Origin of the sequence: Anoxybacillus pushchinoensis, from assembly GCF_900111795.1 — a bacterium.
Lineage (GTDB): Bacteria > Bacillota > Bacilli > Bacillales > Anoxybacillaceae > Anoxybacillus > Anoxybacillus pushchinoensis.
This window is the reverse complement of record NZ_FOJQ01000053.1, coordinates 1-14,417: the sequence shown is the minus strand read 5'-3', so window position 1 is coordinate 14,417 and position 14,417 is coordinate 1. Positions and strand designations below refer to the sequence as shown.

The 14,417-nt window shown below is 40.8% G+C and carries 11 protein-coding genes; all 11 read right to left on the bottom strand.

The genetic code is table 11. The annotated features are described in order from the left end of the window. Positions 1 to 175: 175 nt before the first annotated feature. The 11 genes from BM213_RS11985 to BM213_RS11935 all read right to left on the bottom strand — a co-directional run bounded on the left by BM213_RS11985 (position 176) and on the right by BM213_RS11935 (position 14,094). Positions 176 to 1,429, bottom strand: a complete 1,254-nt coding sequence (locus BM213_RS11985; RefSeq protein WP_244149274.1) for a nitrate/nitrite transporter — start codon at positions 1,427 to 1,429, stop codon at positions 176 to 178. 31 nt (positions 1,430 to 1,460) lie between these two features. After that, a complete protein-coding gene (gene nasC / locus BM213_RS11980; protein WP_091704464.1) occupies positions 1,461 to 3,602 on the bottom strand; it encodes an assimilatory nitrate reductase catalytic subunit NasC in 2,142 nt (713 codons plus the stop codon). A gap of 15 nt (positions 3,603 to 3,617) precedes the next feature. Next, entirely contained in the window at positions 3,618 to 3,923 is a 306-nt protein-coding gene (nirD, locus tag BM213_RS11975; RefSeq protein WP_035019520.1) for a nitrite reductase small subunit NirD, read from the bottom strand. 12 nt (positions 3,924 to 3,935) lie between these two features. Next, the gene (gene nirB / locus BM213_RS11970; RefSeq protein ID WP_091704461.1) at positions 3,936 to 6,365 is read right to left on the bottom strand and encodes a nitrite reductase large subunit NirB; all 2,430 of its coding nucleotides are present in this window, start codon (positions 6,363 to 6,365) and stop codon (positions 3,936 to 3,938) included. A gap of 229 nt (positions 6,366 to 6,594) precedes the next feature. Further along, positions 6,595 to 7,323: a uroporphyrinogen-III C-methyltransferase gene (gene cobA, locus BM213_RS11965; RefSeq protein ID WP_035019519.1), complete on the bottom strand. Its 729-nt coding sequence runs from the start codon at positions 7,321 to 7,323 to the stop codon at positions 6,595 to 6,597. A gap of 258 nt (positions 7,324 to 7,581) precedes the next feature. After that, a complete protein-coding gene (locus tag BM213_RS11960; RefSeq protein WP_091704459.1) occupies positions 7,582 to 8,625 on the bottom strand; it encodes a sulfate/molybdate ABC transporter ATP-binding protein in 1,044 nt (347 codons plus the stop codon). Further along, positions 8,606 to 9,301 (bottom strand): molybdate ABC transporter permease subunit, encoded by a 696-nt coding sequence (gene modB, locus BM213_RS11955; protein WP_091704456.1) that lies wholly within the window; start codon positions 9,299 to 9,301, stop codon positions 8,606 to 8,608. Before modB ends, BM213_RS11960 begins: the two co-directional genes overlap by 20 nt. A 2-nt stretch (positions 9,302 to 9,303) precedes the next feature. Further along, positions 9,304 to 10,056: a molybdate ABC transporter substrate-binding protein gene (modA, locus tag BM213_RS11950; RefSeq protein ID WP_244149275.1), complete on the bottom strand. Its 753-nt coding sequence runs from the start codon at positions 10,054 to 10,056 to the stop codon at positions 9,304 to 9,306. A 70-nt stretch (positions 10,057 to 10,126) separates the two neighbouring features. Continuing rightward, positions 10,127 to 11,458: a NarK family nitrate/nitrite MFS transporter gene (locus BM213_RS11945; RefSeq protein ID WP_091704451.1), complete on the bottom strand. Its 1,332-nt coding sequence runs from the start codon at positions 11,456 to 11,458 to the stop codon at positions 10,127 to 10,129. A 138-nt stretch (positions 11,459 to 11,596) separates the two neighbouring features. Next, a complete protein-coding gene (locus BM213_RS11940; RefSeq protein ID WP_091704448.1) occupies positions 11,597 to 12,769 on the bottom strand; it encodes a nitrate/nitrite transporter in 1,173 nt (390 codons plus the stop codon). 209 nt (positions 12,770 to 12,978) lie between these two features. After that, positions 12,979 to 14,094 (bottom strand): TIGR04053 family radical SAM/SPASM domain-containing protein, encoded by a 1,116-nt coding sequence (locus BM213_RS11935; protein ID WP_004889653.1) that lies wholly within the window; start codon positions 14,092 to 14,094, stop codon positions 12,979 to 12,981. Positions 14,095 to 14,417: the final 323 nt, after the last annotated feature.

The following is a 14,417-nucleotide window of genomic DNA, read 5'->3' as shown; positions in this document are numbered from 1 at the left end:
TCGAGTTCTTTCCGCTACCTAGGGCATTTTCTATGACCGAAATGCCCTATTTGTGCTGGGCTTTTTTATACACTAGCACTGGGGTGAATAGTTACCATGGATGTTTTTTGTAACAAACTCTATTTGATCTTCTCACATTCTTGTATAGAAAAAGGTACGTTGTACGTATGAACTTTCACTCTACAAATCGTTTAGTTTTAGACATATGATTTGGATTATATAATGTTTGTTCCCTTCTTTCACTAATCATCCACGATTTTTTCCACTGTTTTTGCGCAACGACTAATAACAACATACATAGAAATGAAACTGTACTTAATGCAAGAAATCCTGATGAGAAAGAACCAGTTACTAACTTTAAGTTCCCCAACACCTTAGGAAGAAAATACCCACCAATTCCTCCTGCCGCTCCAACAATTCCTGTAATCATTCCTATTTCTTCTTTAAACCTTTGTGGAACTAATTGAAATACAGAACCGTTTCCCATTCCAAGACTCATCATTACAATGAATAATAACATAATCACTTTATCTAAACTCGGGAGGAAGGAAATCGCAGCAAACATGAACCCTATGATCGTATATAAACAGAGTAGCATACGCACACCACCGAATCGATCCGCTAACCATCCACCAATGGGTCTAAAAAGACTCCCAGCAATGACACAAATAGTTGTAAAATCTGCGGCCCTTACCGGATCAAGTCCGTATTGAGTAAAGAAAAAAATAGTCAGATAACTTGACATACCTACAAATCCTCCGAAAGTTACACTATAGAAAACACAAAACAACCATGTATCTCTCTGTTTAAGTACATTTTTGTAATCAATAAATGTTTTTGGATCTGGTTGATTCGGACTATCTTTTGCAAACAATGTAAACACAATGAATGTAATTACAAGCGGAATAAGGGCAAATCCAAAAACAATACTCCAATCACCATAGTACTGGGCAATACGATTAGCAAATAAAGTAGTAAAGACTGTTCCACTATTTCCAGCGCCAGCAATCCCCATAGCTAATCCTTGATATTGTGGTGGATACCAACGGCTTGCGAGAGGGAGTGCTGCGGCAAAACTAGCTCCAGATACTCCAAGCAATAGTGCCACAATATAAAGCTCTGACAAATGATTAGCAAATAACCATCCCCAGACGAGTGGGATTACGGTAACGAGCATACCTAATTGAGCGGTTTTTTTTGGTCCAATATAATCGGCCAACCAACCGAGAATAAGACGTAAAATAGCTCCACCTAAAATAGGTAGTGCAACCAAATTAGCTTTTTGTGCCTCATTCATTTGAAAATCATTCATAATCATGACCGATAGTGGTCCAAGTAACACCCATATCATAAAACTAACATCAAAATACAAAAATGCACTAAACAGAGTCGGAGTATGACCACTCTTTAAAAATCCTTTTATTCCCATCAACATCTCTCTCCTTTTATCATAGAATGTTTTAGTTTCTTTCTAGATCAACAACAGGAATAATTCTTGCAGCACATCGCTTAAATCCAGGCATCTTGCAGTATGGATCCAATTCATCATCTGTAATCTGATTAATATTTTGAAGCCCACTCCAATGAAATGGAACAAATACAGTATCTTCCCGAATTTTATAGGAGTACTTGCTTCTTACAATGGCATATCCTCGTTTTGTTTCAAGCTTCACTAATGCGTTGTTTTCGATTTTATATTTTTTCGCTGTATTCGGATGAATTTCCATAAATGCTTCAATTTGTCGAGACGCAAGCGCTGGGCTTCTTCTCGTCTGCGTTCCGCTTAAATAGTGAGACAACACTCGTCCTGTCGTCACATAAATCGGATATTGTTCCGTCGTTTGTTCTTTTTGATATTCATTGTCTACAACCGCTAAACGTGCTTTGCCGTCTGGGTGAGCAAACGATTGTTCAAACAGTCTTGCGGTGCCGGGATGGTCGGGCGAAGGACAAGGCCAATACACACGCTCGTTGCGCAAACGTTCGTACGTAATTCCATAATAATCTGCCAAACCACCATGGCTAGCGATTCGCAGTTCATTAAAAATTTCTTCCGCTGACGAAAAACGGAAATATTCTCCTTTTCCTAACACTCGGGCAATCTCACAAAGAATTTCCCAGTCATGCTTCACCTCCCCCGGACGTTTCCACGAAGCCGGACGCCACGTCACGCGGCCCTCTAGGTTCGTCATCGTTCCTTCATCTTCTAAATAAGACGAGGTTGGCAATACTAAATCAGCGAGTTCCGCTGTTTCCGATAAAAATAAATCGACGACGACTAAACATTGCAATTTTTTTAACGCTCTTTTTACAAAGCGAGCGTTCGGACTGGATACAACGGGGTTGGAACCCATCACAAACAAGCCCTTAATTTCCCCTTCATCTATTTTTTGTATCATTTCATAGGCGGAAACCCCCTTTCTCGGCAGTTCTTCTTCAGGAACTCCCCAAACGCTTGCAATATATTTCCTGTGCTCCGGATTTTCGATCGAACGGTAGCCAGGAAGCTGGTCAGCCTTTTGCCCGTGTTCCCGTCCCCCCTGTCCGTTGCCTTGCCCAGTAATCGCCCCATAGCCGCAGCCAATTTTCCCAATTTTTCCTGTTACAAGCGCCAAATTTAGAAAATTACGGACAGTCATATATCCGTTTGTTTGCTGCTCAACGCCTCTTGCGGTAAAGATCATACCGGTTGGTGCTGTGGCATACTGCCTTGCCGCAAACTGAATCACTTCCGGAGCAATTCCTGTCATCTCCGCCATTTCATCTAGCTGAATTTGCTCAATATGTTTCTTTAACTCGTCGTATCCTTCTGTTCTTTCTTTAACAAATTGTTCATCAACATACCCTTCAGCAAAAATGACTTTCAGCATGCCGTTCACAAATGCCACATCTGTCCCCGGTTTGATTTTAATATGCAAATCAGCTAGCCCGCATGTAGCCGTTTCCCGCGGATCAATGACAATGAAAAACGTCCCATTTTTCTTTGCTTGATGAAAATATGGCATAATCGTCGGCTGACATTCCGCAATATTCGTACCTGCTAATATGATGCAGCGAGCATGGGGGATTTCTGAAAGTTTATTCGTCAACCCGCGATCAAGGCCAAATGTAGCATTCATCGCCGCCGCTGCAGCGGACATGCAGTAGCGACCGTTATAATCGATATATTTCGTTTTCAAAGCAACGCGAGCAAATTTTCCTAATAAATACGCCTCTTCGTTCGTTAGCGAGCCGCCTCCATATACTCCAATAGCATCATTTCCGAATTCTTTTTGAATATTCTTGAAGTTTATTTGTATAAAAGAGAGCGCCTCCTCCCAGCTCACTCGGACAAACCGACCATTTCTTTTCAGCAACGGAAATTGCAATCGCTCGGTATGCAATGCATGCTGATGCGCATGAAGCCCTTTGATGCAAAGCCGTCCGTTTGAAGTGGGATTGTCTTTCGGAATCACTTTATAACAATTTCTTCCAACCACACGTTCTTCAACGAGCTGCATCGCACATTGAACGCTACAAAACGGGCATTGTGTATCAAATAACGTTTCCGACGCATGATCTTTTTGCTTGTGCTGAAAATAACGCAACAATTCTTTTGTCATATTCGTTCACCTTATTTACAGTTGTATATATATTTTTCCATTTTCAATTTCTACTTTATATGTTTTCACACAACCGTGATCAGGCGCTTGCACTTTCCCATCTTTTATGGAAATTTTCCAATCATGAAGAGGACAAAACACAAACTCCCCGCTGACAATTCCTTGAGACAAATCTCCTCCTTTGTGCGGACAGCGGTTTTCAAGCGCATAAATACGGCCGTCTGACAACCGAAATAACGCCAGCTCCATTTGTCCCACTTTTACGCATTTTCCTAATCTTTCAGAAAGGCGTTGTACTGTTCCGATCTCCATTCGTGTCATCTAACTCTCCTCCTACCGATTCACTGGCACTTTGACTTGTAGACTTGTGAACAGCTTTTCTTGCATCTCTTTATTTTCAACTATCTCTTTCCATGGATCTTTCGTGGCTGCTAGCGCTTCCTCCAAACGATCCAGCAATTGCCGGCGAGTTTCCTGATCAAAAATCACTTCACGAATATGCTCAAGCCCGACTCTCTCAACCCATTTGGATGTGCGTTCTAAATAGTTAGCAGACTCACGGTAATATTGGAGAAACGCCCCTGTCATTTCAATCACTTCTTCTTCCGTCTTTACCGTGCATAGTAAATCCCCTGCTCGCAGGTGCGTGCCGCCATTTCCTCCGACGTAAATTTCCCAGCCGCCATCGACACCGACGATGCCGACGTCTTTAATTCCTGATTCTGCACAGTTGCGCGGACAAGCAGAAACAGCCATTTTTACTTTATGCGGCGTATTCAACCGTTCAAATTTCTTTTCCATATCAATCCCCAGTTTTGTAGAGTCTTGTGTACCGAAACGGCAAAATTGCTTACCAACACACGTTTTGACTGTGCGCAGCGCTTTTGCGTATGCATATCCAGATGGCATGTCTAATTCGGCCCAAATGCGTGGCAAGTCTTCTTTTTTCACTCCTAATAAATCAATGCGTTGTCCACCTGTTAACTTAATCATTGGCACGTTGTACTTTTCAGCGACATCAGCAATTTTCCGCAATTGCTCCGCCGTTGTGACCCCTCCATACATTCTCGGAACAACCGAATACGTTCCATCTGCTTGAATATTCGCGTGAAGCCGTTCATTCACAAAACGTGACTCCGCTTCATCGACGTATTCACTTGGATACAACATGCTTAAATAATAGTTCAACGCCGGGCGGCATTTCGAACAACCTTCTTCATTTTTCCAACCAAGGACGTTCATCACTTCTTTCACATACTTCAAATTTTTCGCTTTAATTTCATCAATCACTTCTTCACGACTTAATGTTGTACATCCACAAATCGTTTCTTTCATCGCATATTTATCAAATTCCTCACCAAGTGTATACTCTAATAACTCCGCTACTAACCCTTTGCATCCTCCGCAGGAACGTGAAGCGTTCGTACAATCACGCACTTCTTCAACAGTTTTTAACCCATGCTCCGCAATTGCCTTACAAATCGTTCCTTTGGTTACCCCATTACAACCACAAACGACATCCGTATCTGCCATTGCAGCCACCATGCTTTTATTGGATGAATTCGCAGTTGATTGGAAAAACGATAATTGGAACGAGTTAGAAATATTTTCATTTTTATTAATCATATCCAGTAGTTTCCGTCCTTCGCTTGTGTCGCCAAACAAAACCGCACCAACGATTTTTCCGTCACGAATGACAACTTTTTTATAAATTCCACGGAATTCGTCATATACTTTAATCGATGCCGTTCCTTCCCCATCCATAAATTCTCCGGCAGAAAACAAATCGACGCCAGAAACTTTTAATTGCGTAGAAACAACCGAACCTTCGTATGGACGTCCCTTAATACCGCAAACCGCTTCGGCTAATACTTTCCCTTGTTCGTAAAGCGGCGCTACAAGACCATACACAATTCCCCGATGTTCCGCACATTCACCGACCGCATAAATATGAGGAACGCTCGTTTCTAAGTAATCATTCACGACAATCCCTCTGTTTACCGCGATTCCGCTTTCCCGCGCTAAATCAACGTTCGGACGAATCCCTACGGCCATGACGACTAAATCCGTTGCAATTTCTGTTCCGTCTTTAAAGCGAACCCCTTCGACGCGGCCATCTCCAAAAATCTCTGCTGTTTCCTTTTTAAGCAGGAAATTCATTCCTTGTTTTTCTAATTCACGCTGCAACAGTTTCGACGCAGTTGGGTCTAATTGGCGTTCCATTAAATAGTCAAAAATATGAATGACATCAACTTCCATCCCTAAATTTAAAAGACCTCTCGCAGCCTCTAAACCTAACAATCCACCGCCAATCACTGCGGCTTTTTTATACGTTTTTGCATATTCCATCATCATTTCGCAGTCTTTAATATCGCGAAACGCGGTGACCCCTTTTTTATTCGCTCCTGGTATCGGAAGAATGAAAGGCTTAGAGCCTGTGGCGATGATTAATTTGTCATATTGAACAGTTCGCCCTTTGTCTGTCCGTACAAACCGCTTCTCTGTGTCGATGTTTATAACCGTTTCACCAACGAAAAGTCGGATGTTATTTTTTCGATACCATTCCCAATCGTTCATCGTAATGCTATCGATTGACATGTCTCCTTGCAACACAGTTGATAATAAAATACGATTGTAGTTTGGATAAGGCTCACTTCCAAAGATCGTAATATCAAATGCATCACCATCAATCTTTAAAATTTCCTCAACACAACGCACTCCAGCCATCCCGTTGCCGATCAATACAAGCTTTCTTTTTCCCATTTATCTTCAACCTCCATTCAGTATAAGTTTTGAATTCATATTTTGTTTATCAATGAAGTACAAATAAGTTTTTACCTAAACCAAAATTTACATATTAAAACAATCAATGTTAATGTTCCGATTTTTCTGTTTTTTTTTATTCATTCTATCCTTCTCCTTTTTTATTTAACATTATACCAGTTGGTTATATAATGTCACATGTTTTGTAATAAAAAATAACATACTTTTTTTACATAAACCAGGAAATGATAGATCTCATACGAACGACTTCTCCGATGACGATCAACCCTGGACTTTTAACACGATGTTTTTCAATAATTAGAGATAAATCTTTCAATTCCCCTGTAAGCACTCGTTGTCGACTCGTTGTCCCTTCTTGTATAATGCAAATTGGTGTATTTGGCGAGCGACCATTTGATATCATTTGTTGTTCAATATACACAGCCTGATTAATACCCATATAAATAACAACCGTCTCTATACTAGCAATATTGTCCCACCTTATCTTTTTCTCATCGCAATAATGTCCTGTTACAAAAACTACTGTAGAACTAATATAACGATGCGTTAAAGGAATGCCAGCGTAAGCACAAGCACCCACCCCTGACGTAACACCAGGAACAATCTCGAATGCTATATGGTTCTTGGCTAACACTTCTGCTTCCTCACCTCCTCTTCCATAGACAAACGGATCCCCACCTTTCAATCTCGTAACAATTTTTCCTTCACGGGCATACCGAGTAAGCAAACTGTTTATCTCATTCTGATTCATGAAATGACAATCGGGACCTTTTCCGCAATAGATAATCTCAGCCTCTCTTTTTGCTTCCACCAAAAGTTGTGGACTGACGAGCCGATCATACAAAATCACATCTGCTTCACGAATACAACGAATCCCTTTTAACGTAATTAACCCCGGATCACCCGGTCCAGCACCAACCAAATACACTTTTCCCATACACTTCCCCCTTTTATAATATCTTTATGTTATATTTTATTACACTAACAAAAAAATAAACATTTACTATGTAACAAAACATGACATTTAATTTCAAAAAAAAAAGAGCTGACCCAAAAAGGAAAGGAGGGTAATGCTCCTATCTGAGGTGAAATGGGAAAATAGACCACCAGTGAAAACCCAGTAAAATCAAGGGTTTCAGAGGTGGTCTATTTCACATACTTAGGTTAAATTTCATCAAAAAGGGGGCTTTTGGAGTCAACCTCCTTCTCTCAAAAAAAACAAATGCTCAGGCGGTAAATATACTTTTTTATTATGCATATGTCGCCACTGTTCTTCACTCACACTAGCTTGCAATATAAAATGATCTGTTTGTATCGTCACATCATACGTATATACATGTGAAGCAACACGAATGATACGAAAAGGAAATGCGTTGCATATCGCATCATCAACAAAGCGAATATGGTGCGAATGAATACCAACATATGTCGCCCCGCTCTTTTTTTTATGTGCAGGGACGATTAATTGTGCACCGTTGACATAACCAATCACCTCGTCTCCCTTTTCAACAACCGTACAAGGAAATATGTTTTTACAGCCGACAATTTTTGCAGCCTGTACATTGTCCGGTTCATGAAATACACATTCTTTCTTTCCTTGTTGTATGACGCGACCACGGTCATATAAAATAAGTTCGTCACATAACCGATAGGCTTCTTCTAAATGATGTGTAACAAAAAGAACGATACCAGAAAAATGTTGTTGTAAATAAGAGAAAAATTGTTGTTCCATCACTTGTTTTGTGTGATGATCGAGCGCTGAGAATGGCTCATCAAGCAATAATATACTCGGTTTTGTAACAAGCGTTCGTGCAAGTGCCACTCGTTGTTGCTGTCCTCCGGATAATTGGTGGGGGTAATGATTCTCATACCCTTTTAATCCGACATTTTCAATCATGTTCATAACCGTATGTTGTACTTGCTTTCTTGGCCATTTTTTTAAGCCAAACGCAATATTCTCGTAAACGGTCAAATGGGGAAAAAGGGCATAATGTTGAAACATATAGCCTACGTTTCGGTAACGGGCAGGAACGTGGAGCCGTTTGTCTGAATGAAAAAATAACCGATCGTACAATTGAATAATTCCTTCATCCGGCTGCTGTAATCCTGCAATGCTTTGCAATGTTAAACTTTTTCCACATCCTGATGGTCCTAAAATACCAATGACCCCTTTGTGTATTGTAAAATTTACATCTAACTGAAAATGAGAAAATGTTTTTTTAATGGCGACGTACAGCATCGTTTTCTCCTCGAATCATTCGTTTTTCTAATCGTTTCATTGTGTACAACAAAGCAATAGATACAACGGTCATGATAAGGACGAGTATATTCGCCATTTTTTTATCCCCCGCAAGCAACGCATCGTAAATGGCAATAGGCATCGTCATCGTTTCATTTGGAATGCTTCCTGCAACCATTAACGTCGTTCCAAAATCCCCAAGCGCACGTGCAAAGACAAGTGTAGTTGCAGATGCAATGCTACGCCAAGAAAGCGGGATGACGACAGTAAAAAAAATATCCCACTCCGATCGTCCAAGTACGCGCGCCGCATTCAACAATTGCTCGTCAATACTTGCAAATGCTGCCCGTGCCGTTTTTACAAAAAACGGCAAAGCGACAACAAAAGCGGCAACAACCGCTCCTGTCGGTGTAAATACAATCAAAATCCCAAATGCTTCTTCCAACCAACGACCAATTGGACTTGAGCGACCAAGTAGTACAAGTAAATAGTAACCGAGAACGGTTGGGGGCAATACGATTGGCAACGTAAATAAAGAATCAAGTATATCACTTATTTTATCGTTAGAACGACTTAAATAGTAAGAAATGGGCAATCCGACAACAAGTGCACAAACCGTTGCTATTGTTGCTACTTTTAATGACAGAAAGAGCGGAAAAAGATTGACCGCCTCCACAATTATTCCTCCTCAGGAATGATAAAACCGTATTTTTTCATAATACTCGTTCCGTTCGGTCCTTTTAAAAACTCAATAAACGCATGCGCTTCTTTTTCATGGGCTGTTTGTTTTGTAACAACAATCGCCTGTCGAATCGGGTCATGCATACGTTCATCGATAAGATAGAACGGCAAATGATGGTCTTTCATTAGTCCAAGGGCAACAATTGCTACTTCCACGTTGCCTGACTCTACATAAGTAAGCGTATCGGCAACGTTTCTTCCGTAAACAATTTTTTGCTTTACTTGCTCCCATAAACCCGCTCGTTCTAACGCTTGTTTCGCCGCTAATCCATAAGGGGCATGATCGGGATTAGCGATCGCTATTTTTTTCACTTCTTCTTTTGATACATCCCCCAATGACGTTACTGCTACCCCTTCTTTTACAGCGAGCCCAATGCGGCCAAATGCATATATATTTTTTGTTTTTTCTATAGCCACGTGCTCGCGAACGAGTTCATCGACATATTCTACATTCGCTGAAGCAAATATATCAAACGGCGCCCCTTGTTTAATTTGTTCTGCTAGCTGACCACTCGAACCGAAAACAAATGTAACGTCTATTCCCGTTTCTTTTTTAAACTGCTTCCCAACTTCTTTAAATGCATGGGTTAAATCTGCAGCTGCCGCAACTTTAATGGATGGTGTCGCATTTGGTTGAGCGGCGTGAGGATTACATGCCACTAATAACAAAATCATAATAAAAAAACACATTTTTCTCACTTTAGTCCCTCCATATATCAAAAGGGAATATCTATTACAGATATCCCCTTCTTTTATTCTTCTAACATTTCACTTCCGCATTTTTTCTAGCATAATAATACCAGTTTAACACAATTGATACAACATAAAATGCGATAAAGAAATAAAATGCCGTAATTGGTGTCCCTGTGTTTTGAGATGCCCAACCGAATAGCTTTGGAATAAAGAATGAACCGTACGCCGCAAATGCTGCCGTAAAACCAAGAACAGGTGCTGCTTCTTTTGGTGGGAAGATGATTGGGATCATTTGGAATGTTGACCCTGATCCCATTCCAGCAGCAATAAATAAGATCATGAAAGATACAATAAATCCGATAAAATGTTTTTCAGTTGTAAAATACATGACCGCAGCAGCACCAAGCCCCATAGTAATTAGAATGTAGTTTGTTACGCGCGCCCCTCCTAGCTTATCAGACAACCAACCACCGACTGGACGGAATGAAGCTGCTAAAAATGCTCCTAAAAAGGCAAGCGAGACGTGTTCTGGAAATTGTGATTTTAATAAAAGCGGAAACGCTGCCGCATATCCAATAAACGAACCGAACGTTGCGATATACAACCATGTCATAATCCATGTATGTTTTCTTTTTACGATGACAAACTGCTCTGATACAGATTGTTTTGCATTTGGTAAGTTATCCATACCGAAATATGCTAAAATCGTAAAGAACACAATCGGAATGACCCAAATAAACGCAGCGTTTTGTAACCAAATTTTTGAACCATCTGCTAGTACTTGTGGTTCACCACCGATCACCCCAAACACACCGACCGTCACAACTAACGGTGTGACGAACTGAACGACCGATACTCCCATATTTCCAAGGCCGCCGTTAATACCGAGCACTGTCCCTTTTTCTTTTTTCGGAAAGAAAAAGCTAATATTCGCTAATGCAGATGAAAAGTTTCCACCACCGAGTCCACAGAGGGCAGCTAGCAACAACATAACCCAGTACGGTGTATTCGGATTTTGTACCGCTAAACCAACCCCAATGGCTGGGATGAGCAACACCCCTGTCGAGAAAACAACCCAATTTCTTCCTCCGAATTTCCCGACTGCAAATGTGTAAATGAAGCGTAGCGTCGCACCGACAAGTCCAGGGACAGCAGCTAACGTAAACAATTGACTTTGCGTGAATTGGAATCCAATATCATTTAATCGGGCAGCAACGATAGACCAAATTTGCCAAACAATAAATGCAAGCATTAACGTTGGAACAGAAATCCAAAGGTTTCTTCGAGCATGTTTTTTCCCTTCTTTTTCCCAAAATTCAGGATCTTCTGGATTCCAGTACGAACCGATGCGACTTTTTCGTTCAGCATAATCTGAAGCCGTTTTCAATGTTTGACTCATAACGATCGCCTCTCCTTTTTTAACAGTATATAATTATAAAAATCATTGCTGTACTTTCATCATATAGAAAGTGTATAAACAATAATGTGATGTGCATCACATATCATGAAATGTTCATACAATGTTAAAAAATGATATTTAAGCGATCGTTTTGCGCAGTCGTCTCATAATGAGCATCGCAACGAGCATCGTCGCTGCAATCCACCAAAATCCGTACGAATATGAATTCGTCCATTGCTTAAACATCCCTAAAATATTCGGTAAAAAGAACCCTCCTAACCCGCCGGCAGCTCCAACAAAACCTGTTAATAATCCAACTTCTTTCGGGAATACGTTAGGGATGACTTGGAATAACGCTCCGTTCGCTGTACCAAAAAAAATAAGTGTAACAAATAAAAGAGCTAATGCGACATAGACAGGTGGAAGCATACCAACAATCGTTAATGTGACAGTCGCACCGGTAAATAACCAAACGAGCAATTTCATCCCGCCGTATTTATCTGCCAAATATCCACCAATTGGACGAACAAAGCTTCCTGCAAATACGACAAGCGTCACAAAGTCCCCTGCCGTCACCTTGTCAACCCCGTATTGATCAAAAAAGAATAACGTTAAATAGCTCGTCATTCCTACAAATCCACCAAAAGATAAGCTGTAAAAGAAGCTAAACAACCATGTCTCCTTCATTTTCATTACGCGTGTATATTCTGACATTTTCGTTGGTTTTACCGCTGTCGGACATTCTTTCGCAAATAGGATAAATACAATAAATGCAACAATAAGAGGAATGAGCGCTAATCCGAATACACTGTTCCATCCATGTGCTTCAGCAAGACGCGGTCCAAATAACATTGCCAAGACCGTTCCACTATTCCCGGCTCCTGCAATTCCCATCGCTAGTCCTTGGTGTTCTTTCGGATACCATCGACTAGCTAAAGGAAGCGCAACTGCAAAACTCGCTCCAGCAACCCCTAATAACAATCCGAGTGCATAAATGTGTGTCAGTGTATCAGCAAACAACCATCCCCAAAAAAGTGGAATGGACGTCAGTATCATTCCAATCATCCCCATTTTCTTACCACCAAATCGGTCAGCTAGCAGCCCCATCGGAATACGAAGCAACGCCCCTCCTAATACAGGAATACCTACCATCATTCCTTTTTGAGCAGGCGTCAAACCTAAATCTTCTACAATAAACGTTCCTGTTGCCCCAAGAATCACCCAGATCATAAAACTAATATCAAAGTACAAAAAAGACGAAAGAAGTGTCGGTAAATGACCAACTCGAAGAAATTGTTTTAATCGTTCCATCTTTATTCCCCCCTCGCTTTATCGTTTGACAACTTTATCGTAAAAAAATTTATCGATCAGTACTGTTATATTGTTCACAATTTTTGTTATGTTCACAAAACTTTCATACGTTCTTTCATATGAATAAAATGTTTGTAGAAAAAAGACAAGTTCCCAATTTACACAAATAAGGAACTTATCGCCTGTATGGATGAATAGAAAAAAGCCGGCTATTCGCCGACCTTTTCTTTTTGACGCCACGCTTTCGGAATGTAAATACAATATGGCTCACTCGCTAAGTAATCGCCTGTCACCGCATACGCTCTCGAACGCGATCCACCACAAACATAGCGAAATTCACATACACCACATTTCCCTTTATATCCATCTGGATTTCTTAACTGCTTGAAAATTGGCGAGTGGCGATAAATGTGCGATAGTGGTTGTTCGCGTACATTTCCTGCTTTTACAGGCAACAATCCGCTCGGATATACGTCACCGATATGGGAAATAAATACAAAGCCATTACCATCGTTTACTCCTTTTGGGGCGCGCCCTAAACCATCTACTTGCCCAATCATCCCTTTCATTAGCACGTCTTCATAGCGAATAGCTTGATCAATTTGTTGCTCTCGCATTTTTTGTTGCAATACAACGCGTCGATAATGTTGTCCTGCAGTCGTTTTAATATCAAACGGTACACGTTTACTCGTTTCATAAAGCCAACGAAACACTTTTTCATGCTCAACGGGTGAAATCATATCCGTCTCTTTCCCCCTGCCTGTCGGTACGAGAAAAAATACGCTCCAAAGAACACATCCAAGCTTTTCAACAAGTTGCACCATTTCATCAAGAACATGAACATTATAACGAGAAATGACCGTATTAATTTGCACCGGTATTTCCAACTCATGTAAATATTCGATCGCCTTCATCGTTAAATCAAAAGAGCCGGACATGCCCCGAAAATGGTCATGAATTTCCGCGTTTGGGCCATCTAAACTAAATGCCCATCGCGCTAAGCCGACTTCTTTTGCTTTTCGGATCGCTTCTTTTGTCACGTTTGGTGTTGCACTTGGCGTCATCGATACACGAAGTCCTTTATCAATCGCATATTTAGCAATGTCGTACACATCTGGACGCATCAGTGGATCGCCACCTGTGAACACGAGAAGAGGCTGATCCATTTCATAAATGTCATCAATAAGTTGTTTTCCCTCTTCAAACGTTAATTCACGTGGGTCACGATGATATTGCGCTTCGGCCCGACAATGAAGACAGTTGAGTTGACACGCTCGCGTTAACTCCCATATAACGATAAATGGATTTTGATGAAAATCACGCATTTTGATCCCTCCGATTCAATCACTACTTCCCATTGTACAAGAAGGAATATTTATATCATGTGACATTGATCACAAAAAATCACATCCATTTATCTTGTCACTGTTCTGACAAATATGCACGTCCTTGCATTTCTAATATAAAATAGATAGTATATACGATATAAGGTATACAAGGAGGTGGAATATATGGCAAAAGTACAAATTAAAGTCAACAACCCAACGACTAAAGTCATGGGCTTGTAAGCCCCATGTTGACCAGACCAAGGCTTGAAACAGAGCCTACGTTATAGATGTCATGACACGTTCGGGTGCTTCTCCAGCCC

What these genes read in the sequence shown, in the direction of transcription:
- BM213_RS11985 (WP_244149274.1), bottom strand. Translation starts at nt 1,429, where the DNA reads ATGGGAATAAAAGGATTTTTAAAGAGTGGTCATACTCCGACTCTGTTT.
- BM213_RS11940 (WP_091704448.1), bottom strand. Translation starts at nt 12,769, where the DNA reads ATGGAACGATTAAAACAATTTCTTCGAGTTGGTCATTTACCGACACTT.
- BM213_RS11945 (WP_091704451.1), bottom strand. Translation starts at nt 11,458, where the DNA reads ATGAGTCAAACATTGAAAACGGCTTCAGATTATGCTGAACGAAAAAGT.
- BM213_RS11960 (WP_091704459.1), bottom strand. Translation starts at nt 8,625, where the DNA reads ATGCTGTACGTCGCCATTAAAAAAACATTTTCTCATTTTCAGTTAGAT.
- nirB (WP_091704461.1), bottom strand. Translation starts at nt 6,365, where the DNA reads ATGGGAAAAAGAAAGCTTGTATTGATCGGCAACGGGATGGCTGGAGTG.
- BM213_RS11935 (WP_004889653.1), bottom strand. Translation starts at nt 14,094, where the DNA reads ATGCGTGATTTTCATCAAAATCCATTTATCGTTATATGGGAGTTAACG.
- nirD (WP_035019520.1), bottom strand. Translation starts at nt 3,923, where the DNA reads ATGACACGAATGGAGATCGGAACAGTACAACGCCTTTCTGAAAGATTA.
- nasC (WP_091704464.1), bottom strand. Translation starts at nt 3,602, where the DNA reads ATGACAAAAGAATTGTTGCGTTATTTTCAGCACAAGCAAAAAGATCAT.
- modA (WP_244149275.1), bottom strand. Translation starts at nt 10,056, where the DNA reads ATGTGTTTTTTTATTATGATTTTGTTATTAGTGGCATGTAATCCTCAC.
- cobA (WP_035019519.1), bottom strand. Translation starts at nt 7,323, where the DNA reads ATGGGAAAAGTGTATTTGGTTGGTGCTGGACCGGGTGATCCGGGGTTA.